A 23,405-nucleotide genomic window follows, 5' to 3' on the forward strand; every position below is an offset into this window, starting at 1 on the left:
AAAACGTTCAACAACACGAAAAAAAATGGGCCTCTAGCTCATGTTGGTTAGAGCAGCGGACTCATAATCCGTTGGTACCGTGTTCGACTCACGGGAGGCCCACCAGAATTGTGTAGAAAAGGACTTAGGTTTAAACCCTAAGTCCTTTTTTGTTTTTTGAGAGAATGAAAAGACCAATGTCTATACGGCGAGAAACTGAATTCAGTTCGACAGAACGGATGGTGAGCATCGTTGAGGTCGTTATGCATTGCCCAGCATTTGCTCTTGGTTGAGGGCAGGCGCGTGGCAAGCGCGTTTCACTCTATTTGAGTATCAATGGCAGTTTGTCCATTTTTTGCGATCAACTCAAGATCTGTCTTTAACTGGCTACTACGATCTCCGACAATGCGCTGAATGCCTAGGTCGTGTTCTTGTACAACGGCAGTTATTTCGCTGAGCGCTTTAGTGCCAGCTGGGGTGAGTGTTACACCCCACGCGCGGGCATCCATATCGTCATCATGCCTCTCTACCCATCCACGTTCAGATAACCAGGCAACGAGTCTTAATGCGCCGCTACGATGCAGACCTAAAGCCTCGGCTAGTTGCGCTTGTCGCATGCTTTTATTTTCTGCAATCAAGACTAAAGCGGCAAAGCGTTGGGGACTAATGTCGTAGGCGGCCGTCGCCCGATAGAAATCCATAAACAAGGTGTTTTGTGCTCGTCGCAAAGCAAATCCGAGTAAATCATCCAAGATGCCGTATTCGAGAGTAGGGACCCTTAGCAGAGGTCGTTCTTGATTCACTTCACTATCGGCGGTCCCGGTATTTTTTGTCTTCTTCATCACTAACTGAATTATTTAAATGTATCGTTTTTGAGTCATCCGACTCACGTATCAGGCGAAACATCATATCCGATATCCCCCTCTGAAGCAGTAAGTTTTCTGCCTCTATATTTGTTTCTTTGTCATCTTTATTTCATTAAATTATTGTTGCACAGTGCAACAATATGATCTACGATAAATCGCAGCTATCAAAAAAATAATGGAGACTTGAATGACACAAACGCAAACACAACAGCGAACACAAAAGCGCAATATTTTGATTTCTGGCGGGGGCATCGGTGGTCTCTGCACGGCGCTTGCACTCCATGCGAAAGGGCATCATGTGACCCTATGCGAGGCCACAGAGACTCTGAAACCCCTTGGTGTCGGCATCAATGTATTACCTCATGCCGTTGCCGTCTTAGACGAGATCGGTGTGCTGGATTCCTTGAGAAAAATCGCTGTTGAAACATCGGCGCTGATATTCGCTAATCGTCACGGTCAGACGATTTATAAAGATCCTCGTGGTACGTCAGCGGGATATTCCCATCCGCAATTGAGTATTCATCGCGGTCAACTTCAAATGCACCTATGGGAAGAGGTCGTCAAACGTATCGGACAGCAGCATCTTCATCTCGGACAAAAAATTCGCTCTGTGACGCAAAGCGCGGATCACATCACAGCAACGGCGGTATTGCCGGATGGGACAGAAGTGCAGCACACCGCCGATTTTTTGATTGCAGCGGACGGGATTCATTCTGCTATTCGCAAACAATTTTACCCAGACGAGGGTGCACCAAAGTGGAATGGCATGATGATGTGGCGCGGAACAAGTCGGGTCAAACCCTTTCTTGATGGAAGATCGATGGTGCAGGCAGGTCATCGTCGCGCAAAATTTGTGGTCTATCCCATAGAAGCGCCGAGTGCTGACGGATTGCAGTTGATCAATTGGATTTGCGATCGACGTTTGCGAGAGGATGGCTTCGGTGGTGCTCTCACTGCCCCGTCACGTGAGGATTGGAATCAACAGGGAGACCTCAATGATCTTCTTCCGACATTTGGTGAGTGGAAATTTGAATGGCTTGATATCCCAGAGGTATTGCACGGGGCAACGCAACTGTTTGAGTGGCCGATGGTTGATCGCGATCCCTTACCTCGTTGGCGTCATGACCGGGTGACCTTGCTTGGTGATGCTGCGCATCCTATGTATCCGATTGGGTCTAATGGTGCGACGCAAGCAATTTTAGATGCCAAATGCATTGCAGATGCGCTTGATCGAGACTTGCCTCTTGAGGCTGCTCTTGATGAGTATGAAAGCCAGCGCCGTCCGATGTGCGCTGACATTGTTCGGTTAAATCGTCAGGAAGGACTTGATGCGATTCTCGATGTGGTGGAAGAACGCTCACCAAATGGATTTGCCAAGTTAGAGGATGTGATCGATCCAGATGAGATTAAAGGGATTGTGACGACGTACAAGAAAGCGGCTGGCCATCGAGTAGGGTGAGCTCAATGAGCTTGAAATTCATCTCAACGTGGCTCGCTTTCATCGTGTAAGCGAGTCACTTCAATCAATACTAAGAGGGAGATCGTAAGGTATGAGTGAAGTGTTTGTAGTCGCAGAAATACGGATCACTAACCCGAAAAGCTATGCAAGCTACTTGCCGTTATCAACGGCAAGTGTCGAGAAATTTGGGGGAGCGTTTTTGGTCCGTGGGGGGCGTCGGGTCCAAAAAGAAGGAGGAGATGACCTGCATAGTTCCCAATGGCGAACCGTGATTGTACGTTTTCCAGATGCCGAAATGGCGAACCAATGGTATGACTCCCAGGATTATGAAACAGCCAGGGCTATTCGAATTGCTAACTCAGATGGGAGATTATTTTTTGTAGAAGGGATCTAACCGCAGTCGCCGTCCTTGCAATGAATCATGAAGAATTCAGCAGGGCAACATACATCAATAGGATAATAACAAGGAGACAACCATGTTAAGTGCTTTAGAAATGGAAGGGCAGGATAGGGCTACGACCAATTTGTCGGTGCAAACGCTGATCAATACACACCCATTTTCTAGATACCAGAGGGTGATCTTTGTGATCTGCTTTGCCATCGTATTATTGGATGGCTTTGATACGGCAGCCGCAGGTTTTTTGGCGGTGTCGTTACAACATGAATGGGGTATCACTAAACAGGCACTCGCGCCTGTGCTAAGTGCTGCACTCATTGGATTATCCATTGGCTCGCTGTTCGCTGGCCCTATCGCTGATAAATATGGGCGCAAAATCGTTATCGGCACTTCAGTTTGTTTTTTTGGCCTGACTTGTCTTCTATCGGCTTTTGTCGACAACTTAGATCAGCTCGTCATATTGCGCCTGTTGACGGGTCTTGGCTTGGGAGCGGCCTTACCCAATGTGGTGACATTGATGAGTGAATTTTGTCCTGACAAAAGTCGGTCATTTATTACTAATACATTGTTTTGTGGTTTTCCATTAGGTGCTGCATTTGGTGGATTCATTTCTGCCTGGATGATTCCTCATTGGGGTTGGCGAAGCGTATTAATCGCTGGTGGGTTGTTTCCTATATTGCTATCGATTATCGTCTTCACTTTCATGCCAGAGTCTGTACGATTTATGGCGACAGCTGGACGCTCGTCGAAAAAAATCGCAGTTATCCTCAGTAAAATTACTTCACGAGAGGTTCTAGAGTCCGACTTTATCATCCCTGATAAAGTCACCAATTCAATCAGCGCTGGACTGTCCTTAATCATCTCACGACGCTATATCGTTGGCACGCTCATGCTCTGGTTGAGCTATTTCATGGGATTATCGATTTTCTATTCTCTGATTAATTGGATGCCCATCTTGCTCAGAGATATTGGCATTAAGGCTGAAAATGCGTCGTTGATCTCGGCTCTCTTTCCTTTAGGTGGTATCGGCGCTATTTTCTTTGGATGGCTAATGGATCGATTCAACCCCAATATCGTTGTCGCGACAGGGTATGCACTCACCGCGCTCCTTTTATATGTGATTGGTCACTCTTCCGATACGAATATCTATCTGATGCTCTGTGTCTTCGCTGGGGGAATTATGATGAATATGTCGCAGGTATCACTCGCGGCACTAGCAGCAGCGTTCTATCCCACGCAAGCGAGAGTAACAGGTATCTCGTGGATGTTAGGAATCGGTCGATTTGGCGGCGTAGCGGGGTCTTTTTTAATTGCAGAACTCATACGACTGAATTTTAATTTCGTCGGAATTCTGTCGTCGTTATCGTTAGCAGGACTGATTGCCGCGATCGCATTGATCGTCAAGCATCTCACGAGTGATATGGCACACTAATCGTCTAAGGGGTTTCGTCGTGTCTTCACGTAGATTGATTTTGTCGTAACCAGGCAGACGCGGCGAAGCAGCAAGAGCACGAGCAATTAACAAGCCAAACAGGGACATTGTTTGGCTTTGAATAACGCATGTGTTTTCTTTTACTAGGATGAAGATCGTTGTTCTAGCACCCCCTCCAAATTCTTCGTGGTTACTGTAGAAGTTGTATGTCATCGCACACATCACAGATTGACCTCCAACGGATCGTCAAAATGCGTCGAAACTGGCTGAAACATAGGATATTTCATTAATTCCCCATATCCATTTCTCGCATATCGTCCTGCGAATTTAATGGTTCTGATTCGCGCTTAGTTCAGGCAATATCCTACTCTTCATGATCAGTGCGTCGTTGAGACCGTTGGTGTTGATACGGGTTGCTGCTCATGCTTTCTCGGGCCTTGAAATTCTTTTTTCTCTCCTTATTGCGTTCGGATATCAAGGTTACTTGTGCATATATTTTTGCTTTATTCAAAGGAAATCATGCGTACTATTTTTCGTCGAGTGACGTCTGCGCTATGGGCGACGTCTGTGCTTTTTTCTGGCATGGCGGCAGCTGAGGCGCCTAAAGAGTTGCGGGTTGATTTTGCTTATTACTCCCCTCAAAGTTTGGTGCTAAAAAAATTTGGTTGGTTAGAGGAAGCGGTGAAGAGTGACAATGTGCCTGTGAAATGGGTCTTAAGTCAGGGAAGTAATCGCGCTCTTGAGTATTTGAATAGTGGCAGTGTTGATTTTGGCTCGACCGCTGGATTGGCGGCGGTATTAAGTAGAGCAAATGGTAATCCGATAAAAGGGATTTATTTTTTTTTCTCAGCCAGAATGGACCGCACTTGTCGTGGGTAAAGATTCCACGATCAAATCGGTCAATGAGCTGAAAGGGAAAAAGATTGCGGCGACGAAGGGCACTGATCCTTATCTGTTTTTATTACGTTCGCTGCATGACGTAGGTTTGAAGAAATCGGATGTTGAAATCGTCGGACTGCAACATGCGGATGGTCGTAGCGCCTTAAAGCAGGGACGCGTCGATGCGTGGGCGGGGTTGGATCCGCTTATGGCGGCGAGTCAACTCGATGCGGGATCGAAGTTGTTGTACCGTAACGTTAACTACAATACCTATGGCTTTCTGAACACAACAGAAAAATTCGCCAATGAACACCCTGATTACGTGAAGAAGGTGCTCGCGGCGTATGAAAAAGCACGTCAGTGGATTTTGGCCCACCCGGATCAGACGGCGCAAATTATTGCTGAGGAAGCCAAAATATCATTGCCAGTCGCACAGCTACAACTATCACGAAATAACTTTAAAAACGCCGTACCAGGTGAGGTTGAGAAACAAGCGCTCAAAGCGGCTGCGTCCATTTTGACGGAAGAGGATTTGGTCAAAAAAGGAACCAATGTGAATGCCGTGATCGATAGCTGGATTGATCCTGCTTACGCTAAGGCAGTGATTAAATAAAGGTAGGCGATGGGTCACAAGCATACAGGCACTTTTGCTGCAGAGAAGCAGGCGCATTCCGCAAAGGCCTTATATCGACAAGTCGCACAGCATTTGACCGGTGCCATTCTCCCGCTGATATGTCTCCTTCTGTGGCAGGGCACAGTAGACGCGGGGTGGATCAATGCGCATGTATTGCCACCACCGAGCGAGCTCTATGAAACCTTGATAGAGCAGTTCCAGCACGGTGCCCTGTGGCAGCATATCCTTGTGAGTAGTTTGCGGGTATTGCTAGGTTTTTTCATTGGTGCCGGACTGGCTATCTTGATTGGCGTCGCTGTGGGGCTGTCGCGTCAAATTGAAGCGTTCATCGATCCATCGTTTCAGGCATTGAGGGCGATTCCTTCGTTGGCCTGGGTGCCATTATTACTGTTATGGCTGGGGATTGATGAACCACCCAAAATTACGTTGATTGCCATTGGTGCGTTCTTTCCGGTTTATCTCAATGTGATTTCGGGGATCAAGCATGTCGATCGCAAATTAGTCGAAGTCGGAGAAATTTACGGACTCACTCGATATCGTCTGGTTACGCGAATTTTTATTCCTGCGTCGTTACCCAGCCTGTTCACCGGTCTACGGACGGGGTTGTCATTGGCGTGGATGTTTTTGGTTGCGGCTGAACTGATTGCTGCCACTAAAGGGTTGGGCTATTTGCTGACAGACGGACGGGAAACGGGCAGGGCAGACTTAGTGATGATCGCCATTATCATTCTGGCCGTGCTAGGAAAAATAAGCGATGGTGGACTGCAGTGGCTGGAGCGGCGCTCACTCCAGTGGTGTGATGTGTACAAAGCTGAAGGAGGCTAAATTGAAGAGCAAACTATTGCAATTACAGGTGCAGGCGAAGGATTTTCCTGGACATCGGGTGATTGATGATATGGCATTCGCGCTCGACCATCATGAGATTGTCAGCCTCGTTGGGCCAAGTGGTTGCGGTAAAAGTACGTTATTGAGGATCATTTCTGGGTTGGATAAAAAATACCAAGGCCAAGTCTTGATCAATGATAAGACGCCGCATGTCCACTCGCCCGATGTCGGATTTGTGTTTCAAGAACCCCGTCTGCTGCCATGGCTCACTGTGGCGCAAAACGTTGGTTTTGATCAGGGAGAAAAAGGTGCCACGAGTGAACTGACCAAAGAGCTCTTAGCCGAAGTTGGTTTGTCCGATTTCGCGAACGCTTACCCCAAAGAACTCTCTGGGGGGATGGCACAAAGAGCAGCGATTGCACGGGGTCTATTCACCCATCCGGATTTGTTGCTGCTCGATGAACCCTTCAGTGCCGTCGATGCATTGACGCGTATGCGTTTGCAAGACTTGTTGTTATCTATTGCGACAAAACATCAAACAACCATTTTACTGGTCACCCATGATGTGCAAGAGGCTGCTTTCCTAAGTGACAGGGTATTGATTCTCGCCAGTAATCCAGGTCGTATTGTTGGTGAAGTGGATATCACACTTCCTCGACCACGCGACCGTAACAACCCACTCATCGCTCAGAAGCAAACCGAGATTCTTAATTTGCTTCACCATTCACAACATAGCGATCTGAAAGTTGCTCCTGCGGTGAGCGATAGTGCGCGTTCTGAATACGGGTTTGTGAATTATCAGTTGGCGATTTAAGGTAAGTGATGGGTGTTGTTAATGCGGTGTTGATCAGCGCAAACAACGTTGGCACAGCGAGTGAACGCGGGTTGAATCTCGTGATAAATACTAAAACAACTAAGTCGATTTCAACCTGAGTGCATCCAGTAAAACAGAGAAAGCTGGCGATAGTTGACGCCGACTTGCAAAGTAAAGGTGATAGCCTGGAAAGTAAGGGCACCACTCTGTCATGACTCTTACAAGACGTCCAGCTTGGACATCTTGTTCTACCATATCCTCGGGAACATAGGCGATACCTAATCCCGCCAATGCGGCTGCGACCATTTGAGGGCTAGTATTAAAAGTGAGTTGTCCCTCGACGCGAACATTGACGGCATGATTCTCTTTTTCAAATTCCCACGCGTACAAACCTCCGTGCGTGGCAAATCGAAATCCAATGCAATTATGGTGGGCGAGATCCTGGGGTATCTTGGGAACCGGATACTTTGAAAAATAACTCGGAGAGGCAACGACGGCCATGCGTAGATCCGGTGCGATCCGAACTGCGATCATGTCTTTGGCGACTTGATCACCTAGCCTTACACCAGCGTCAAATCGTTCAGCGACGATATCAATGAGCCCATAGTTGATGATGACTTCGACTTTGATGTCAGGATAGTTCGGTAAGAATTTTTCTAGTAAAGGCCACACGACATTCGTGGCTGCATGCCCCGCCGCAGAGATCCTGATATTGCCGGCCGGTTTGTCTCGTAACTCACTTAAAGCAGCCACCTCTGCCTCAATTTCATCCAATCGCGGTGCCACCGATGCAAGTAGGCGTTCTCCCGCTTCCGTGGGGGAAACGCTGCGCGTTGTTCGGGTGAGTAGACGAATCCCTAAGCGAGACTCTAACGCTCGGATGGTGTGGCTGAGTGCGGACTGAGACACGCCAAGCTGTGCCGCGGCTCTGGTAAAGCTACCTTCTCGGCAAATCGCAACAAAGGCGATCAAGCTATTAAAGTTCTCTTGCGACATTGATGAATTCCTTTCATAAGCTCATGCTGATTATACCGTCTAATCAAAAGTGCGCGCCGTCTGTACAGTGTCGCTGTGGAATAAGTATGTGCAGTGAACAGTTCAGCGGCATCGTTACCTGCTGATATCTTGGAGAGAAAAATGCAAAAACGTCAATTAGGTCACAGCGGTCTAGAGGTATCCGCGATGGGATTCGGATGCATGGGGTTGAGCTATGGTTATGGGGCAGCAGCCGATAAGGACGTTGCGATTCAATTGATCCGGCAAGCGGTCGATGCAGGCGTCACCCTGTTTGATACTGCGGAAGCTTATGGCGCGCTAAATCAAGAGATTGTCGGCGATGCGCTCGCTCCGGTTCGTGAGCAGGTCATTATCGCTACTAAATTTGGTTTCAAAAATGGGGATATTAAACAAGGTCTGGATAGTCACCCTGCGAGCATCCGTCTTGCAGTAGAGACTTCTTTAAAACTGCTGAAGACCGATTATATCGATCTTCTCTATCAACACAGAGTCGATCCCAATGTGCCTATTGAAGACGTTGCTGGAACGGTGAAGGATCTCATTCAAGAGGGAAAAGTAAAGCATTTCGGGCTGTCAGAGGCGGGTGCAAGCACCATCCGTCGAGCGCATGCAGTTCAGAAAGTGACCGCATTACAAAGCGAATACTCGTTATGGTGGCGCGAGCCAGAAGTTGAGATCTTGCCAACCCTGGAAGAATTAGGCATTGGCTTTATTCCGTTTAGCCCGCTAGGAAAAGGCTTTCTAACTGGCGCGATTACTGAAGCAACACAATTTGACCATACGGATTTCCGAAATTCAGTGCCACGCTTTTCGCCAGAGGCGAGGAAAGCTAATCAGGCTGTCATTGATGTGTTAGCACATATCGCTGCATTCAAGAAGGCAACGCCTGCACAAATCGCGCTTGCATGGTTGTTGTCTCAAAAACCGTGGATTGTACCTATTCCCGGAACGACGAAATCACATCGCTTACAAGAAAACATTGGCGCAACGAATGTGGTACTCAATCAGGTTGATCTCGATGACATTCAACATCAGTTCGCTTCTTTGACCATTCAAGGTGGTCGATATTCAGAAGCCAGTCAGAAAATGATTAACCGATAACGCGAGGGAGAATAGATATGAAAAAGCGTCTATTAGGTCAAAGCAAGCTTGAAGTTTCCGCCATTGGTCTTGGCTGCATGGGAATGACGTCCGCTTATGGCCCCGCTGGTGACAAACAGAAAATGATATCGCTGATGCGGCAAGCCGTCGATTTGGGGGTGAGTTTTTTTGATACGGCAGAGGCATATGGGCCGTTTGAAAATGAACATCTTGTTGGAGAGGCCTTAGCACCTGTCAGGGGCAAGGTTGTGATTGCAACGAAATTTGGTTTTGATATTGATCTCGATACGGGTGTGAGGCGGGCAGGTGTCAACAGTCGCCCTGAGCATATCAAAGCTGTTGCCGAGGCCGCACTCAAACGTCTGAAAACGGACCGTATTGATTTATTTTATCAACATCGCGTTGACCCATCGGTACCAATTGAAGATGTTGCTGGCGCGGTGAAAGATCTTATTGTGCAAGGAAAAGTAAAGCACTTTGGATTGTCTGAAGCGAGCGCCCGAACTGTGCGTCGTGCGCATGCTGTTCAGCCAGTGACCGCGTTGCAAAGTGAATATTCCTTATGGTGGCGCGGCCCCGAGACGGAGTTGTTGGCGACCTTAGAAGAGCTAGGCATTGGCTTCGTGAGTTTCAGTCCCCTTGGCGCAGGATTTTTGACCGGAAAAATCGACGAAAAAACTAAATTTGATCCTACCGATTTTAGGACGATGGTTCCGCGATTTTCTCCGGAGGCAATGAAAGCCAATATGGCACTTGTAGATCTAGTACGTTCTATCGCTGCCCGAAAACAAGTCACACCTGCGCAAATTGCCCTCGCTTGGTTACTCGCTCAAAAGCCGTGGATCGTGTCCATTCCCGGAACAACGAAAATCGAAAGACTGGAAGAAAACTTAGGCGCGTTGGCTGTTGACTTTAGCCAAGCTGAGTTGGATGAAATCGCTCTTGCAGCTTCTAACATTGCCGTACAAGGCGCCCGTCTACCAGAAAGTGCTTTAAAGATGACGGGTCTATAAGGGTCGATGAAGAGAGAAATGCAGGCTGTCCTTTGAATAGAGGCTCGCATAGGAATGTCGCTCGTAACATTATCAAACATATCAATATGAAAAACGTTCTTGTACTTGGTGCAAATGGCCAATTGGCTCGCAATACGATTCCATTTTTTTTGGCTCATAGTGATGTTCACTTAACGCTCTATTTGCGTCGGTCAACTCGATTAAAAAACCCAGATCCTTCTAGAGTTACCATCATTGAGGGAGACGTGCTCGATACACCATATTTAACTTCAATCATGAAGGGACAAGATGTCGTGTATGCCAGTCTCTCTGGTGCCTTGGAGATGCAAGCCACATCGATCGTTAACGCGATGAAAATGGCAGGTGTGGAGCGATTGATTTTTATCAGTTCTATGGGGATTTATGGCGAAGTTCCGGGTGAGAAATATCGCAGTGTGCTCAACCCATATCGTGATTCTGCCGCAGTGATCGAAGCTTCTGATCTTAGTTATACCATTTTACGACCAGGGTGGTTTGTTCATGATGATGAGATTCACTACCAATTGACGCAAAAAGGGGAGCCATTCATTGGATATGAAGTTTCACTCAATAGCCTATCCGATCTTATCGTCAAACTTTGTATGTCTCCGACGATGGAATTGAAACGTAGCATCGGAGTGAGCCGAGGGTAAATTTTTTCAATGCTTAACACTGGAAGCTGTGCGGAAAATGATTCAAGCATGTCAACGATGAATGATTTTTTTGAGGTGGAAATAGTGTAGGAATAAGTAGTAATGCTGGAATTGTTATTCACATGAATAGATGAAAAGAGGGTAGATATGATAGACGTTATTGTTGTTATCGGTTCTGGCTCGATTGGCATTGCGATCGCTCGTCGCGTCGGTGTGGGCAAGCATATTGTCTTGGCTGACTTACGAGAAAGTAATGCGACAGATGCGGCTGTTGTACTTAACAATGCAGGTTACCAAGTTAGTACTGCGATTGTGGATGTTACTGTTCGCGCATCGGTGCAATCGCTGGTACACGTTGCATTGAGTTTCGGATCTATCACGGGCGTGATACATGCTGCCGGTGTTTCCCCAAGTCAGGCTAGCCCAGCGACAATTTTAGCGGTCGATTTGTATGGAACGGCTTTGGTGCTTGAAGAGTTTGGAAACGTGATCGCCAAGGGAGGCTCTGGAATTGTTATCGCTTCTCAATCGGGACATCGGTTACCCGCACTGACTGCTGAACAGGATAGATTACTTGCAACGACACCCACTGATCAGCTACTTGCTTTGCCGATGCTGCAAGCGGATCAGATCACAGATTCATTACATGCTTACCAAATCTCGAAACGCGGCAATTCATTACGTGTGATGGCAGAAGCAGTGCGCTGGGGGAAACGTGGTGCGAGAGTCAATACGATCAGTCCTGGCATCATTATTACACCACTTGCCAACGATGAGCTCAATGGTCCGCGTGGAGAAGGATACCGACGGATGATGAATTTATGCCCAGCGCAACGTGCTGGGACACCAGACGAGATTGGTCATGTGGGTGCCTTATTGATGGGGCCTGATGGTGCGTTTATTACTGGTAGCGATTTCTTAATAGATGGTGGCGTGACTGCCTCCTATTTTTACGGTGATCTCGCTCCAAAGTAGCCCGTAACAGTGACATCCTCAACTTATTTGGTTCGGATAATTGCCCATGGAAGAGCATCAATCAGATAAAACTACAGAGCCTCAGTATAGGCTCCGCAGTATTACGAGTTGGATGGAAGAACATTTAGCGGAAGCGCTAAGCCTTAGTCAATTAGCGGAGAGAGCGGGTGTCAGTGAGTACCATTTTAATCGCTGGTTTAAACGCACAATCGGGCTTCCACCCTCGCAGTACCAAATAGCGCTCAGGTTAGACCGGGCAAAACGACTATTACGAGAAACAAACTTAGATCTCATCGATATTGCGAATGAGGTAGGTTACGTCAATGCTAGTGACTTTGCGCGTCTGTTTCGAAAGGCATCGGGGATGACACCGAATGACTATCGACAATCGCTACATGAAAATGAAGAGTCTCTTACTAAATGATGGAAAGGAAATCTAATGAAATTACGTGAACTGGGAAAGAGTGGACTACAGGTCTCTGCACTTGGTATGGGGGTGATGAATTTAAGCTTTGGTACAGGTAAGGCGGTCGATGAGAGCACGGGAGTCGATGTGATCAGAGCTGCCGTTGAGCGGGGAATTACGTTCTTCGATACAGCGCAAGCGTATGGTCCCTACACGAATGAAATTTTGCTAGGAAAAGCCCTGCAACCTTTCAGAAAAGACGTTGTGATTGCGACAAAGTTCGGCTTTAAATTGGAAAATGGAGCCATTGTCGGTACTGATAGTCGTCCAGAAACAATCCGTGCCGTGGCTGAGGCCTCGTTGAAGAGTCTGCGCACAGACTATATCGATTTGTTTTATCAGCATCGGGTTGATCCGAATGTTCCTATCGAGGATGTGGTTGGGACATTGAAAGACTTGATCACGGAAGGCAAGATACGCCATTACGGTTTATCCGAAGTAGGTGCCGCAACGATTCGTCGCGCCCATGCAGTGCATCCCGTCACCGCGGTACAAAACCAATATTCAATCTGGACAAGAGAGCCTGAGGCTGAAGTTATCCCAGTCTGTGAAGAACTCGGAATCGGCTTCGTGCCATGGGGACCTCTTGGAACTGGGTTTTTAACCGGCTCGATTGATGCGACGACAAAATTTGATGCAAGTACGGATTTGCGTGCATCGTTTCCTCGTTTTACGCCGGAAGCAATGAAAGCGAACATGCCAGTCGTCGATATGTTAAGAGCATTGGCCGCAGAAAAAGATGCGACGCCTGTCCAAATTGCGCTTGTGTGGTTACTTGCCCAAAAGCCATGGATTGTGCCGATTCCTGGAATGGATAAGTTGAGCTATATCGATGATAACCTTCAATCGACGAATGTCGCATTATCTGCAGATGATTTGCTTGAAATTGATCGTCGTTTGTCACAAATTGCGATTCAAGGTGCTCGGTTAGATGAGGGCCTGCTCTCGATGTCTGAATAAGTCAAATGTCTCAAAGAAACGTAGACAAAGAAGTGATGTCAGTGTTGGAAACCTACCATGCCGTAATGGTAGGTGCATCAATCGACACCTTAGATGTGATACTAGATGAAGGGTTCACGCTGACACACATAACAGGTTATGTCCAGCCACGAGAGGAGTGGCTGGATGTTGTTCGTTGTGGAGATTTTAATTACCACGACATTCATATCGATGAAAGCTCTCTGAGTGTGGACATTAGTTCTATTTCTGCGAAAGTAAAAGGACGGGGCATTTTCTACGCAACGATTAATGGCTTGAAGCGACGTTGGCCATTGCAATTCAATATCATTTTGTTGAAGCAGAATGAGGGTTGGAAGTTGCACAGTGCGAAGTATCGCAGTGGATAATACATTTGACTCAAGAATGATGATTCAAGAAGAGGAAAAAGATGCGAGGTATTTCACTGGATGAGAATAGATGCTTTTCAAGCAAAGCCATGAGTGTTGGTGTGCCAGTCATCGCGCCCAATGACGATATGAATCCGATTCTTTTTTTTAAGCTTAGCGCTATTGAAATCATAAGAGAATGAGCAATTGCTTATTCACACCTGCAACAGATCGGGTGAACGTCAGTGACGCACACCCGATATCGGTACAGTAAAACGAATGTGAACTAGCCTGCGATAACATCTTTCAGATACACTGAATGTGACAATGCTTGGTGGATTTGACGCGAGGTCTCATCAACAAACACTTCTTCAGCGCCTTGCTCTATTGCATCCAACGCTTGGCGTACAACGTCAACAGGGCTGGCTTTAGGAACATCAAAAGTGCGTGTCATATCTGTGTCGATGAATCCTGCATGCAGACCAGTAACAAGTGTTCCTTGTGAGCGCAGCTCGTGACGGAGACCATTAGTAAGTCCCCACGCAGCCGACTTTGATACACCATATCCAGCGACGGACGGTGTATTAATCCAGCTGAGAACAGACAAGACGTTGAGAATAGCGCCGCCACCATTGCGTGCAAGATGCGGTGCAAACGCCTGACTCAAATTGAGTAAGCCAAAGACGTTCGTTTCTAGTTGCTCACGTAGCGCGTCTTGTGAATGTGGCGCTGCGATACTACCCGGGCGTGCAATTCCAGCGTTGTTAATCAGGATGGTGATGTCACCAAGGTCTTTTGCTGCGGCAGCAAATTCTTCTGGTTTGGTCACGTCAATGTTGACCGGAATGACGCCCGGTAATTGAATCGATGCAATATCACGTGCCGCTCCATAAACGCGACTTGCTCCGCGTTCAAGTGCTTGCTTTGTAAATTCAAGACCGAGGCCGCGATTAGCGCCTGTGACTAAAATAACGGAATTTTGGATTTTCATGGGGTGTTCCTTGATAGTGAGTTAATTAATATGGCGAGTACCAATCTACTTTTCACGGTAGTTTTTGATGCGAGTGATGATGCTTAGTCTGAGAATTGGTTAAATTGACGTAAACTTTTATCGACGATCGATTCTGGGAAGAAACGTCGCATAAAGCGTACTTGGGTTGATTGTTTTCCCGCGGTATAGCGAAGTTTTGGTGAAATGGCGGTGGCAGCTTTGACAACCGTCGCCGCAACAACCTCTGGCGCGTCTCCTGCTGTTATCCAATCGCGCATTAAGGATTCCATGCGATGACGTTCTGATTCGTAGAATAAAATTTGGCGGTCAGGGCGAGTGATATTGTCATCAAATGATGTTCGAGTGACGCCTGGTTCGACCAGTACAACGCGGATTCCGAGACTGCGTACTTCGTGGTCAAGAGATTCTGAATATCCCTCTATTGCGTGTTTGGTCGATGAATAGAGCGCGTTATAAGGGGAGGGAATCATGCCTAATATCGAACTCATGTTGATGATGCGTCCTTTCTTTTGAACACGCATCATTGGTAATACGGCGTTTGTAACCCGCATCACCCCGAAAAGATTGACATTAAATAATGCCTGCGCCTGTTCAATTGACGATTCTTCTGCTGCACCAAGTAAGCCAATACCTGCGTTATTGACCAATAGATCGATTCCTCCGGTCTGTAGCTGGATAACCGCGATCATTTTCTGCACGGAGTCATCGTTTGTGACGTCACACACGAGCATCTCGATCCCATCGTCACTCACTGGGACATGTTTTCGACTTGTGCCAAATACTTTATAGCCGGCTTGCTTCAAGGCAATCGCTGTGGCTTTCCCTATACCCGACGAAGCACCAGTAACCAGTGCGACGGGTCTATCAATTTTTCTCATAATTTGATTTCCTTTTCCTGATGGATTGTTTTCTTTTGCAGTGGTACTATCGGATGAAAGTAGGTAACTATCACTTCGATACTGATGTTACTACTAATTTGAAACTAAGTCACTATCTAAATAGTATGAACTCTAAAAATATTATCGATGAACCCTGTCCGATCGCGAGAAGTCTCAGTTTTGTTGGCGATGCGTGGAGTATGTTGATCCTGCGTGATGCGCTTTCAGGCTTGACGAGATTTGATCAATTTCGAAAGAATTTAAATATCGCACCAACGATCCTGACTCGGAGACTGGCGACACTGACCGAAGAGGGGTTGTTAGAAAAGCACCTTTATTCGGAGCGACCACCGAGAGAAGAATATTTGCTCACCGATGCGGGGAGAGATTTTCTGCCTGTGCTTTTTATGATCGGTGCTTGGGGACGAAAATACCGTGGAGAGGGAAAGCTAGTACGATTTCTGGATGCAGAAAGTGGTACAGAAATTCAACCGGTGACTTTGGATGAGGTAACGGGTGCAAAGATTGGCACGCGTCCAATACGAATCGTGGTCCCAACAGAAGATTAAATCGCGCAGAATGATGTTGACAGTTTATTCAAGACGATAGGGAAAGCGCTCATGATTTCCATGCAGTCCTAGCGAGATCGCACCTGAGTATCCCGGAGCAATCTCATAGGAATATGTTGTTGGTGCACTGTTGGTGCAGTTTCCAACTTTCTCAAACTCATGGTTAAAGCGTTAAGCAAAAAATGCCACGGTTTGATTTCCTGAGGTGATTAACTTGCCCTCTCGATTCCACATCGCCATCGTCTGAAACGAATAGCCGTTTTGTGCTTGTCTGCTTGACGAGCGTAGTAAAAACCATTTGTCAGATGTTGCTGGTTGTGGAAGATCGATAGACCAAGTCATCGAGCTCATTGGATAAAACTGAGTAAAGCACGAGAGTACTGCCGGTGGTAAACAATCACCCAAAGCAAGTAGGGCAACGGCGGGATCAATGGTTGCGTGGTTGATATGCCGGATCCATGCAATAAGCTCGGGATGGTCAGAGCCAGATACGGGCGTTGATGGGCCAATAAATCGTACGTCAAAGTTACTTAAAAATGCCGGGATACCAGCTCTTCTCTCTAATTCGGGAAAGTGTTCTGGTGGTTGGGTAGGTGGCGCTGGGCACCGTTGATGATCAATTTTGCTCTCTCTGGGATGCGCAAACACAAACGTCACATGTGTTACCACCTCTTTGCTGGTGTAGCAATCAACAGCAATCCATGTAGCGGATTTTCCTTGTCGTAAGATCGTTTTTTTAAAACGCAAAGGCTCGATGGACGGTCCGATGAATGACACTTGTGCCGACTTCAATGGTGGTAGGTTGTCGGGAGCGTCTTTCAAAACAGTTTGGAGCGCCAATGCCACAGATAAGCCACCGTAGGTCGTTCTCCCTTGTAACCAGTTTTGCGGTGTCACAAAGTCGGTATCTGGATCGAAATGTTGGATGATTTCTTGTAGTGTCACCATGTTTTGCTCCGCGCTTATTGGCTTCAAGATTGTCTATGTCTGCTTTTACTTATTGAGTGACTGATTAATTTATTTAATTCAACGTCACTTTCGTCGTAGCAGAAAGTCCGGGTCGTATTTCTTCGAGATGTTCTTGTTTGGGATTAAGCCGAATGCGAACAGGAACACGTTGGACAATTTTTGTAAAATTGCCCGTGCCCGGCTCAAAAGGTAATAGTGAAAATTGAGAGCCTGAGCCTGGCGCGATGCTATCGACTGTGCCGCTAAACGCTTTTCCCTTGATCGCATCAAGTTCAATGACGACGGGCTGTCCGGGGCGTATGCGGTCAATCTGTGTCTCTTTAAAGTTAGCGACGACGTAGCATGCCTTGAGGTTAACCAAAGATAACAAGCGGCTTCCTGCTTGGACGTAATCGCCTTGTTGTACTTGACGATTGCCGATGAACCCATCGACAGGCGCGTGGATTATCGTGTGCTGTTGATCTTGTTTTGCTAAATCCAGATTGGCACTTGCTTTCAACAATGAAGCTTCCGCTTTTTGTAGTGCAGCGTCGAGGGCAGCACGTTTGGCCCGCGTTACTGACTCGGCACTTTGCGAGACATCCAGTAATGCGGAAACGCGTGCCACATCTTGCTCGGAAGTTATTGCCTGTACGTGATAGGTATCAACATCACGCGTCGAGACGGCACCGCTACCCACTAAGCTCACAAACCTTTTGTAATCGTTGCTTGCACGCTCTGCTTGTGCTTTCGCGCCGCGGATGGCGCTTTGAGAGGCGCGAACGTTTGATGCTGCATAACGTTCTTCTGCCTCTAGGCTGAGGAGCGCTGCTTTTGCAGAGGCAACATTTGCTTTCGCATCCATGAGATCCGCTTCAGCTGTCGCAACGCGGGCATTGAATTCTTCGGGGTCAATTTGGACGAGTGCATCCCCTGCGTGAACAAATTGGTTGTCACTCACATACACTTTCGAGACAACACCTCTCACTTTCGGAGCAACAAACGTTGCATCCGCATTGACGTAGGCATTGTCTGTGGATTCGCTGGACTTCGTTGACATGAGATAGGCAACACCAATCAATGCGACAAGGATGGCAATTATGAGAACGATCAACCCTCTGCGTGATGATCTATGTGGGGGCGTCTTGACGGCTACGTTCTCTTCTTTTTTAAGCGTGTCCTGATTATTACTAGGTGCTTCATTCATCATGCATCCTTCTTTTAAATCATTACATTACGGTTATAATATAATGGCTTTCATCGACATGCAAGCACGAAAAACTGACGAGACACCACGACTGCGTGTTCTTGAATGAGACGCTCACGTGATGACCAAATCATTTTTACTTCACATTCATTTTGGAATACCCTCATGACTAACTCACATCAGTTGCTTGATCCATCTTCTATGCCGAGTAGTAAAAAGTTTCTGATCTTTGGTGTGATGGCATTTGGTATGTTCTTGGCTTTGCTCGATATCCAAGTTGTAGCGGCATCATTGAGTGAGGTGCAAGCTGGACTTGCCGCGGGCCCAGACGAGATAAGTTGGGTACAGACCGCTTATTTAATGGCTGAGCTAGTCATGATTCCTTTCTCTGCTTTTTTGGCACAGGCCATGTCGACGCGGTGGTTATTTTCGATGTCAGCGGGATTGTTCACGCTTTCAAGCATTGCGTGCGGATTGTCTTGGAATATCGAATCGATGACGATTTGTCGGGCGATACAAGGTTTCACGGGTGGCGCAATGATTCCGACCGTGTTCTCGGTTGGTTTTACTTTATTTTCCGGAAAGCAGCGAGCGGTGATTCCTGCCATTCTTGGCATGGTTTCGGTGCTAGCGCCAACCTTAGGGCCGACAGTGGGTGGACTTATTACTGAATACATCAATTGGCGTTGGATCTTTTTTATTAATATCGTGCCTGGTATCGCTGTGACTGTGTTGACGATGACTTTGCTTAAAATCGATATGCCAAATCCCGCCATGTTCCGACGGATCGACTGGCTCCACTTGGGTTCAATGGCAATGGCCTTGGGTGGTCTGGAATATGTGTTGGAGGAGGGACCGAGGCTAGATTGGTTTGGTGACCACAGAATCACTGTCTGTGCTTGGTTGTCTTTGGTGGCATTGGTTGTTTTTTTAGAGCGTTCGTTTTTTTCTTCGTCACCGATTGTCAGATTAACGCCATTCAAAAGACCTAGTTTTATGTTTGCCTGCATTTTTAATTTGGTCATTGGATTTGGTTTATTTTCATCGACGTATTTAATTCCTGTTTATCTTGCAAGAGCACGTGGATTTAATAGCCTACAAATCGGCACGACAGTCTTTGTGGTTGGGATTGCGCAGTTTTTTAGTACGATCATTGCTGCGCGTTTATCCGAAAAAGTCGATCCACGCTGTGTGATTGCGGTCGGTATGCCAATGTTTTCGTTTAGCCTATGGTTGACGTCGCAGGCAACTAGTCAATGGGGATTTGCTGAGTTTCTCGTGCCGCAGTTAGTGCGTGGCCTAGCAATTATGCTGTGCATTGTGCCTAGTGTTGGCGTCGCGTTATCCGGATTTGAGGGCGTAGAGTTGCGCTACGCTTCAGGCCTGTTCAACTTGATGCGTAACCTCGGTGGCGCCATTGGAATTGCCGTCGTCAATACGTGGTTACAGGATAATGCACGCAGAGCAACCGCACGATTTGGTGAAGCCCTTGCTGGCAATACGCAGATCGTGAACGAGTTGATTGATGGCGTATCTCATCGTTTTAGCGGCGTAACACCAGATCAATCGCTGGCACTGTTACAAGCAAAGGCAATGTTTGGCAAGATCGTTGCGCAGCAGGCGTTTGCAATTGCTTTTGATGATGTATTTCGTTTGATGTCTTTCTTATTTCTGGGCGCGTTGGTGATGGTGCCGTTTGCAAAAAAGGCGGCATTCGGATCGCCACCTTCACCTGTCGATGCTCATTAATGATGATTTAATGTTGAAGTGAAAAGGATTCATCGGATCCTTATATAATGTCATAAACAGTCATTGAGGTAGATCATGCGTTACGACAGTGAGCATAAACAGCGTACTTACGAAAGTATTCTCCGTGAGGCGGCGAGTGAAATTCGGTTAAAAGGCCCTGATAAAGTGGGCGTCGCTGGATTAATGTCAAAGCTAGGGCTCACCCATGGTGGCTTTTATGCACACTTTAAGTCGAAAGACGATCTCATTTCAGAAGCAGTAACGTATATGCTCGATGATCGGCTACATTTTTTTAACCGATGCTTCGCCGATGAGGAATTATCTGAAGGCTTAACGCGTTATATTGATTTGTATTTAAGTAAAAAACACCGTGACGGACGGGAAAGAGGGTGTCCTGCTGCAAGTCTTGCAAGTGATGCCGTCAGACTTCCAATGGACGCCCAATTGAATTTCGAGATTGGCGTAGAAAAATTAATCAATGGCTTGGCGGATATACTCAAGACCTTAAAAAAGCCTCAGCCGAAGTCGCTTGCTTCTAGTATTTTCTCGGAAATGGTGGGCACGATTGTTATTTCTCGCGCATTACCCAATTCAGTACAGTCGGATCGCCTACTTTCTTTAGCGCGAAAAAATATCAAAGAGCGCCTGGGGTTGGTATCGAATGAGACAAGCGACGAGGATGCATAATTCTGTATAAGGCGCTCTACGTTTCGGTGGCCTATCTCCTTTACGTACCAAAGAAGTCGACGAACATCTGATTAGCGACATCATTTCAAACCTGATCTAACGACACCAAAGATGACATTCGGTGCGCGTCAGATTAGGTCAAAATCTCCTCAAAATCACCTCAAAATCACCTTACATGATCCGACTTACCGTGAGGCTATTCGCTGGTCGTTTGTGTCGGACCATCCGCCCCCCAATGCCTTGAAGAGTGCAACCGCTGCGAGCGCAGATTCGGCTTGGGCTTGTGCTCGTGCATCTGATGCTCTGAGAACGCTTTCATCCGCATGTAATACATCGATCTGACTTGCTGCACCTTTCTGGAAGGCGATATAAGACGATTGTCGTGCGCTGGCAATTGAGGCTTCTCCAGCGGTGAGTGTTGTCACTTCCGTATCGCTATTCATTGCACCGGAAACGGCATTTTCTACGTCTTCCGTCGCTCTCAAGGCGGATTGCTTGTAATTTGCGACAGCCTCAGCGGCTTGTCCTTTTGCGTGGTTGATTTCAGCATTGATGCGTCCAAAGTCAAATAATCTCCAACGCAAGCCCAGAACTCCCGCCGATTGCTCTGCACCGCTCGTGAAGAGATTTTTACTTGAGACGGCAGTGGCGTTACCAATCAGCGCGCCGATAGAAAATTGTGGGTAATACTCTTTGACTGCAACACCGACCCGTGCGTTCGCTGCGGCGAGTTTGCGTTCTGCGACAATCAGATCTGGTCGACGACGCAGTAGGTCGGCAGGTGCACCAATATGATCAATGCGTGGTGCGGTGGGAATTGGTGTGGCTGCAAGCAATGTAGGGCGGGTGGTACCAGGCTGCACGCCTAAGATCACATCTAATCCATTCATTGCCGCATCGAGTCTGGTGTGGAGGAGTGGCAACGCTGCTCGCGCTTGAGACAGGCTACCTTCAGCTTGGTGTACTTGGTATTCGGCCAAGAGCCCTTTACTGAGCAGAAGTTTTGCTTTTTCAAGCAGTGCTTCTTGTGTTTTGACTTGCTTTTCGGCGATCTCTAATCGGGTTTGTAATCCTCGGATCGTGATGTATAGATTGGCCGTTTGTGCTTCGATGGTTAGCCTCGTTGCGACCGCCGCGGCTTCGGATGCTTGATATTCTGCTATTGCACCTTGCCGTTGTTCGCGCAGACTTCCGAAGAGATCAAGCTCCCAACTTGCTGCGAGATTGAGTTCGTAGGCGTTGCCATTGCGGTTAAATTTTGGCGATGAATTCAGTACTTGGCCTAGTGGTGTTTCGATTGACTGATGAGATCTTGCCGCCTGACCACTGATATGAGCAGATGGCAGAAGAGCGGCTAGCGCAGCATCATTACCCGCCTTACTCTGTTCAACTCTGGTAAATGCTTGCGCCAGATCAAGATTTTCTTTGAGCGCTTTCTCGATCAGTTCTGTCAGGACGGGGTCATTAAATCCTTCCCACCATGCTTCTAATTTGAGCGTTGTGGGTGGCGATGTGAGCGAAGTATTTGCTTGACTTGTGTAGTTTCCAGAGAGTAGCTGGTCTGGCGTCTTATAAGCCGCTTGTGTGGTGCAGCCTGCAATGAGACTTGCACCTATTAGGAGAGTGAGTGGTCGAGTGGATAGCATGCTGGTTCCTTTTCGATGGTTATTTAGCAATAGTTGCAGCTAAGCGAATGTTTGGTTGTTTTGTTTTTTGGTTCAAGTGTGACTATATTACAGTTTGGTCACATATTGTCAACCTTCTCCGTTCGCGTTAAGCTGTGAACATGACTACACATATGCAACCCCCCAATACCCGTGGCCCTCTGGATCATAGTGTCCGAGAACAAATTGTTTTGGCAGCCACTGAGCACTTTGCGCATTACGGCTTTGAAAAGACAACAGTGTCTGATCTCGCGAAATCGATTGGATTTTCTAAGGCGTACATTTATAAATTTTTTGATTCAAAGCAGGCCATTGGCGAGGTTATTTGCTCAAACAGGCTGGCTTTAATGACCGAGCACGTCACGGTGAAGGTAACGAGTGCTCCGAGTGCAACGGAGAAAATTCGCCGTCTTTTTAGCGCCCTTGTCGAGGCGGGCAGTGACTTATTTTTCCATGACCGTAAGCTCTACGACATTGCTGCTGTGGCGTCGAGAGATCGTTGGCCATCGACGCAATTGTATGAACAGCAATTGCAAAAAATGCTCGAAGACATCCTTATCCAAGGGCGTCAGGATGGTGAGTTTGAACGCAAAACACCGTTAGATGAGTTAGTCAATGCGGTTTATATGGTAATGCGTCCCTATGTGATGCCAGTGCAACTTCAATATAACTTAGATATTGCCAATAGCTCTGCCGTGCAACTCTCGGCATTGATTCTGAGGAGTTTGTCACCTTAATAAGTTGACGCTGACAAATCATCCTTATTTCGATGTGACTATTGACTTAATTGGTCACTAGTTTAATAATGCGGTTCTTTCTATTCATTTTTAGGGGAACC

Annotated in this window: 23 protein-coding genes, 1 tRNA gene and 1 pseudogene; 18 read left to right on the plus strand and 7 right to left on the minus strand. The window is 47.2% G+C overall.

What is annotated here, in order from left to right; translation table 11 throughout:
• Positions 1-27 precede the first annotated feature (27 nt).
• Positions 28-105 (plus strand) — tRNA-Ile (locus ACO0K2_RS02505).
• A 191-nt stretch (positions 106-296) separates the two neighbouring features.
• Here the strand turns inward: ACO0K2_RS02505 and ACO0K2_RS02510 are convergent.
• The gene (locus tag ACO0K2_RS02510) at positions 297-821 is read right to left on the minus strand and encodes a MarR family winged helix-turn-helix transcriptional regulator (protein WP_423015392.1); all 525 of its coding nucleotides are present in this window, start codon (positions 819-821) and stop codon (positions 297-299) included.
• A gap of 211 nt (positions 822-1,032) precedes the next feature.
• Here ACO0K2_RS02510 and ACO0K2_RS02515 point away from each other — a divergent pair, with 211 nt between their 5' ends.
• The 6 genes and pseudogenes from ACO0K2_RS02515 (at position 1,033) to ACO0K2_RS02540 (ending at position 7,285) form a co-directional block, all read left to right on the plus strand.
• Complete coding sequence (locus tag ACO0K2_RS02515; RefSeq protein WP_423015394.1) at positions 1,033-2,304, plus strand: flavin-dependent oxidoreductase; 1,272 nt, start codon at positions 1,033-1,035, stop codon at positions 2,302-2,304.
• A gap of 91 nt (positions 2,305-2,395) precedes the next feature.
• Complete coding sequence (locus ACO0K2_RS02520; RefSeq protein ID WP_423015396.1) at positions 2,396-2,698, plus strand: DUF1330 domain-containing protein; 303 nt, start codon at positions 2,396-2,398, stop codon at positions 2,696-2,698.
• An 82-nt stretch (positions 2,699-2,780) separates the two neighbouring features.
• Complete coding sequence (locus tag ACO0K2_RS02525; RefSeq protein ID WP_423015398.1) at positions 2,781-4,133, plus strand: MFS transporter; 1,353 nt, start codon at positions 2,781-2,783, stop codon at positions 4,131-4,133.
• A gap of 519 nt (positions 4,134-4,652) precedes the next feature.
• Positions 4,653-5,625: pseudogene (locus ACO0K2_RS02530) on the plus strand (aliphatic sulfonate ABC transporter substrate-binding protein).
• Between the two features lie 9 nt (positions 5,626-5,634).
• A complete protein-coding gene (locus ACO0K2_RS02535; protein ID WP_423015400.1) occupies positions 5,635-6,471 on the plus strand; it encodes an ABC transporter permease in 837 nt (278 codons plus the stop codon).
• A gap of 1 nt (position 6,472) precedes the next feature.
• Entirely contained in the window at positions 6,473-7,285 is an 813-nt protein-coding gene (locus tag ACO0K2_RS02540; protein WP_423015402.1) for an ABC transporter ATP-binding protein, read from the plus strand.
• 99 nt (positions 7,286-7,384) lie between these two features.
• Here ACO0K2_RS02540 and ACO0K2_RS02545 read toward each other — a convergent pair whose 3' ends face one another.
• Complete coding sequence (locus ACO0K2_RS02545) at positions 7,385-8,281, minus strand: LysR family transcriptional regulator (RefSeq protein WP_423015404.1); 897 nt, start codon at positions 8,279-8,281, stop codon at positions 7,385-7,387.
• 141 nt (positions 8,282-8,422) lie between these two features.
• Between ACO0K2_RS02545 and ACO0K2_RS02550 the strand changes: the two genes are divergently transcribed.
• The 7 genes from ACO0K2_RS02550 (at position 8,423) to ACO0K2_RS02580 (ending at position 13,874) form a co-directional block, all read left to right on the plus strand.
• Positions 8,423-9,403 carry an aldo/keto reductase gene (locus ACO0K2_RS02550; RefSeq protein WP_423015406.1) on the plus strand — a complete coding sequence of 327 codons (981 nt, stop codon included), beginning with the start codon at positions 8,423-8,425 and terminating at the stop codon, positions 9,401-9,403.
• A 17-nt stretch (positions 9,404-9,420) separates the two neighbouring features.
• The gene (locus ACO0K2_RS02555; RefSeq protein WP_423015408.1) at positions 9,421-10,416 is read left to right on the plus strand and encodes an aldo/keto reductase; all 996 of its coding nucleotides are present in this window, start codon (positions 9,421-9,423) and stop codon (positions 10,414-10,416) included.
• A gap of 86 nt (positions 10,417-10,502) precedes the next feature.
• A complete protein-coding gene (locus ACO0K2_RS02560; protein ID WP_423015410.1) occupies positions 10,503-11,087 on the plus strand; it encodes an NAD(P)H-binding protein in 585 nt (194 codons plus the stop codon).
• 147 nt (positions 11,088-11,234) lie between these two features.
• A complete protein-coding gene (locus ACO0K2_RS02565; protein ID WP_423015412.1) occupies positions 11,235-12,062 on the plus strand; it encodes an SDR family oxidoreductase in 828 nt (275 codons plus the stop codon).
• 46 nt (positions 12,063-12,108) lie between these two features.
• Entirely contained in the window at positions 12,109-12,486 is a 378-nt protein-coding gene (locus ACO0K2_RS02570) for a helix-turn-helix domain-containing protein (RefSeq protein ID WP_423015414.1), read from the plus strand.
• 15 nt (positions 12,487-12,501) lie between these two features.
• Positions 12,502-13,488 carry an aldo/keto reductase gene (locus ACO0K2_RS02575; RefSeq protein WP_423015416.1) on the plus strand — a complete coding sequence of 329 codons (987 nt, stop codon included), beginning with the start codon at positions 12,502-12,504 and terminating at the stop codon, positions 13,486-13,488.
• Positions 13,489-13,493: 5 nt separating this feature from the next.
• On the plus strand, positions 13,494-13,874 hold the full coding sequence (locus ACO0K2_RS02580) for a nuclear transport factor 2 family protein (protein ID WP_423015418.1): 381 nt from the start codon (positions 13,494-13,496) through the stop codon (positions 13,872-13,874).
• Positions 13,875-14,139: 265 nt separating this feature from the next.
• Here the strand turns inward: ACO0K2_RS02580 and ACO0K2_RS02585 are convergent, their stop codons facing one another.
• Entirely contained in the window at positions 14,140-14,844 is a 705-nt protein-coding gene (locus ACO0K2_RS02585; RefSeq protein ID WP_423015420.1) for an SDR family oxidoreductase, read from the minus strand.
• An 83-nt stretch (positions 14,845-14,927) separates the two neighbouring features.
• Positions 14,928-15,743 carry an oxidoreductase gene (locus ACO0K2_RS02590; protein ID WP_423015422.1) on the minus strand — a complete coding sequence of 272 codons (816 nt, stop codon included), beginning with the start codon at positions 15,741-15,743 and terminating at the stop codon, positions 14,928-14,930.
• A gap of 125 nt (positions 15,744-15,868) precedes the next feature.
• Between ACO0K2_RS02590 and ACO0K2_RS02595 the strand changes: the two genes are divergently transcribed.
• On the plus strand, positions 15,869-16,312 hold the full coding sequence (locus ACO0K2_RS02595; RefSeq protein ID WP_423015424.1) for a winged helix-turn-helix transcriptional regulator: 444 nt from the start codon (positions 15,869-15,871) through the stop codon (positions 16,310-16,312).
• Between the two features lie 171 nt (positions 16,313-16,483).
• Here ACO0K2_RS02595 and ACO0K2_RS02600 read toward each other — a convergent pair whose 3' ends face one another.
• Both ACO0K2_RS02600 and ACO0K2_RS02605 read right to left on the minus strand, forming a co-directional pair.
• Positions 16,484-17,260, minus strand: coding sequence for a thioesterase family protein (locus ACO0K2_RS02600; protein ID WP_423015426.1), 777 nt, complete (start codon positions 17,258-17,260; stop codon positions 16,484-16,486).
• 73 nt (positions 17,261-17,333) lie between these two features.
• Positions 17,334-18,374 carry an HlyD family secretion protein gene (locus ACO0K2_RS02605; protein ID WP_423015427.1) on the minus strand — a complete coding sequence of 347 codons (1,041 nt, stop codon included), beginning with the start codon at positions 18,372-18,374 and terminating at the stop codon, positions 17,334-17,336.
• Between the two features lie 258 nt (positions 18,375-18,632).
• Between ACO0K2_RS02605 and ACO0K2_RS02610 the strand changes: the two genes are divergently transcribed.
• Positions 18,633-20,216, plus strand: a complete 1,584-nt coding sequence (locus tag ACO0K2_RS02610) for a DHA2 family efflux MFS transporter permease subunit (RefSeq protein ID WP_423015429.1) — start codon at positions 18,633-18,635, stop codon at positions 20,214-20,216.
• 75 nt (positions 20,217-20,291) lie between these two features.
• On the plus strand, positions 20,292-20,903 hold the full coding sequence (locus tag ACO0K2_RS02615) for a TetR/AcrR family transcriptional regulator (protein WP_423015431.1): 612 nt from the start codon (positions 20,292-20,294) through the stop codon (positions 20,901-20,903).
• Positions 20,904-21,088: 185 nt separating this feature from the next.
• Here the strand turns inward: ACO0K2_RS02615 and ACO0K2_RS02620 are convergent, their stop codons facing one another.
• On the minus strand, positions 21,089-22,549 hold the full coding sequence (locus tag ACO0K2_RS02620) for an efflux transporter outer membrane subunit (RefSeq protein WP_423015433.1): 1,461 nt from the start codon (positions 22,547-22,549) through the stop codon (positions 21,089-21,091).
• Positions 22,550-22,689: 140 nt separating this feature from the next.
• On the opposite strand from ACO0K2_RS02620, the gene ACO0K2_RS02625 reads away from it, so the two are divergent.
• The gene (locus tag ACO0K2_RS02625) at positions 22,690-23,304 is read left to right on the plus strand and encodes a TetR/AcrR family transcriptional regulator (protein WP_423015435.1); all 615 of its coding nucleotides are present in this window, start codon (positions 22,690-22,692) and stop codon (positions 23,302-23,304) included.
• Positions 23,305-23,405: the final 101 nt, after the last annotated feature.

Source organism: Undibacterium sp. MH2W, assembly GCF_049340215.1.
Classification (GTDB): Bacteria; Pseudomonadota; Gammaproteobacteria; order Burkholderiales; family Burkholderiaceae_D; genus Undibacterium.

Excerpts from the sequence above, each read along its gene's own strand:
- ACO0K2_RS02535 (WP_423015400.1), top strand. The coding sequence starts at position 5,635 with ATGGGTCACAAGCATACAGGCACTTTTGCTGCAGAGAAGCAGGCGCAT.
- ACO0K2_RS02595 (WP_423015424.1), top strand. The coding sequence starts at position 15,869 with ATGAACTCTAAAAATATTATCGATGAACCCTGTCCGATCGCGAGAAGT.
- ACO0K2_RS02525 (WP_423015398.1), top strand. The coding sequence starts at position 2,781 with ATGTTAAGTGCTTTAGAAATGGAAGGGCAGGATAGGGCTACGACCAAT.
- ACO0K2_RS02590 (WP_423015422.1), bottom strand. The coding sequence starts at position 15,743 with ATGAGAAAAATTGATAGACCCGTCGCACTGGTTACTGGTGCTTCGTCG.
- ACO0K2_RS02585 (WP_423015420.1), bottom strand. The coding sequence starts at position 14,844 with ATGAAAATCCAAAATTCCGTTATTTTAGTCACAGGCGCTAATCGCGGC.
- ACO0K2_RS02560 (WP_423015410.1), top strand. The coding sequence starts at position 10,503 with ATGAAAAACGTTCTTGTACTTGGTGCAAATGGCCAATTGGCTCGCAAT.
- ACO0K2_RS02510 (WP_423015392.1), bottom strand. The coding sequence starts at position 821 with ATGAAGAAGACAAAAAATACCGGGACCGCCGATAGTGAAGTGAATCAA.
- ACO0K2_RS02520 (WP_423015396.1), top strand. The coding sequence starts at position 2,396 with ATGAGTGAAGTGTTTGTAGTCGCAGAAATACGGATCACTAACCCGAAA.
- ACO0K2_RS02515 (WP_423015394.1), top strand. The coding sequence starts at position 1,033 with ATGACACAAACGCAAACACAACAGCGAACACAAAAGCGCAATATTTTG.
- ACO0K2_RS02615 (WP_423015431.1), top strand. The coding sequence starts at position 20,292 with ATGCGTTACGACAGTGAGCATAAACAGCGTACTTACGAAAGTATTCTC.
- ACO0K2_RS02555 (WP_423015408.1), top strand. The coding sequence starts at position 9,421 with ATGAAAAAGCGTCTATTAGGTCAAAGCAAGCTTGAAGTTTCCGCCATT.
- ACO0K2_RS02550 (WP_423015406.1), top strand. The coding sequence starts at position 8,423 with ATGCAAAAACGTCAATTAGGTCACAGCGGTCTAGAGGTATCCGCGATG.
- ACO0K2_RS02620 (WP_423015433.1), bottom strand. The coding sequence starts at position 22,549 with ATGCTATCCACTCGACCACTCACTCTCCTAATAGGTGCAAGTCTCATT.
- ACO0K2_RS02600 (WP_423015426.1), bottom strand. The coding sequence starts at position 17,260 with ATGGTGACACTACAAGAAATCATCCAACATTTCGATCCAGATACCGAC.
- ACO0K2_RS02610 (WP_423015429.1), top strand. The coding sequence starts at position 18,633 with ATGACTAACTCACATCAGTTGCTTGATCCATCTTCTATGCCGAGTAGT.
- ACO0K2_RS02580 (WP_423015418.1), top strand. The coding sequence starts at position 13,494 with ATGTCTCAAAGAAACGTAGACAAAGAAGTGATGTCAGTGTTGGAAACC.
- ACO0K2_RS02565 (WP_423015412.1), top strand. The coding sequence starts at position 11,235 with ATGATAGACGTTATTGTTGTTATCGGTTCTGGCTCGATTGGCATTGCG.
- ACO0K2_RS02545 (WP_423015404.1), bottom strand. The coding sequence starts at position 8,281 with ATGTCGCAAGAGAACTTTAATAGCTTGATCGCCTTTGTTGCGATTTGC.
- ACO0K2_RS02575 (WP_423015416.1), top strand. The coding sequence starts at position 12,502 with ATGAAATTACGTGAACTGGGAAAGAGTGGACTACAGGTCTCTGCACTT.
- ACO0K2_RS02570 (WP_423015414.1), top strand. The coding sequence starts at position 12,109 with ATGGAAGAGCATCAATCAGATAAAACTACAGAGCCTCAGTATAGGCTC.
- ACO0K2_RS02625 (WP_423015435.1), top strand. The coding sequence starts at position 22,690 with ATGACTACACATATGCAACCCCCCAATACCCGTGGCCCTCTGGATCAT.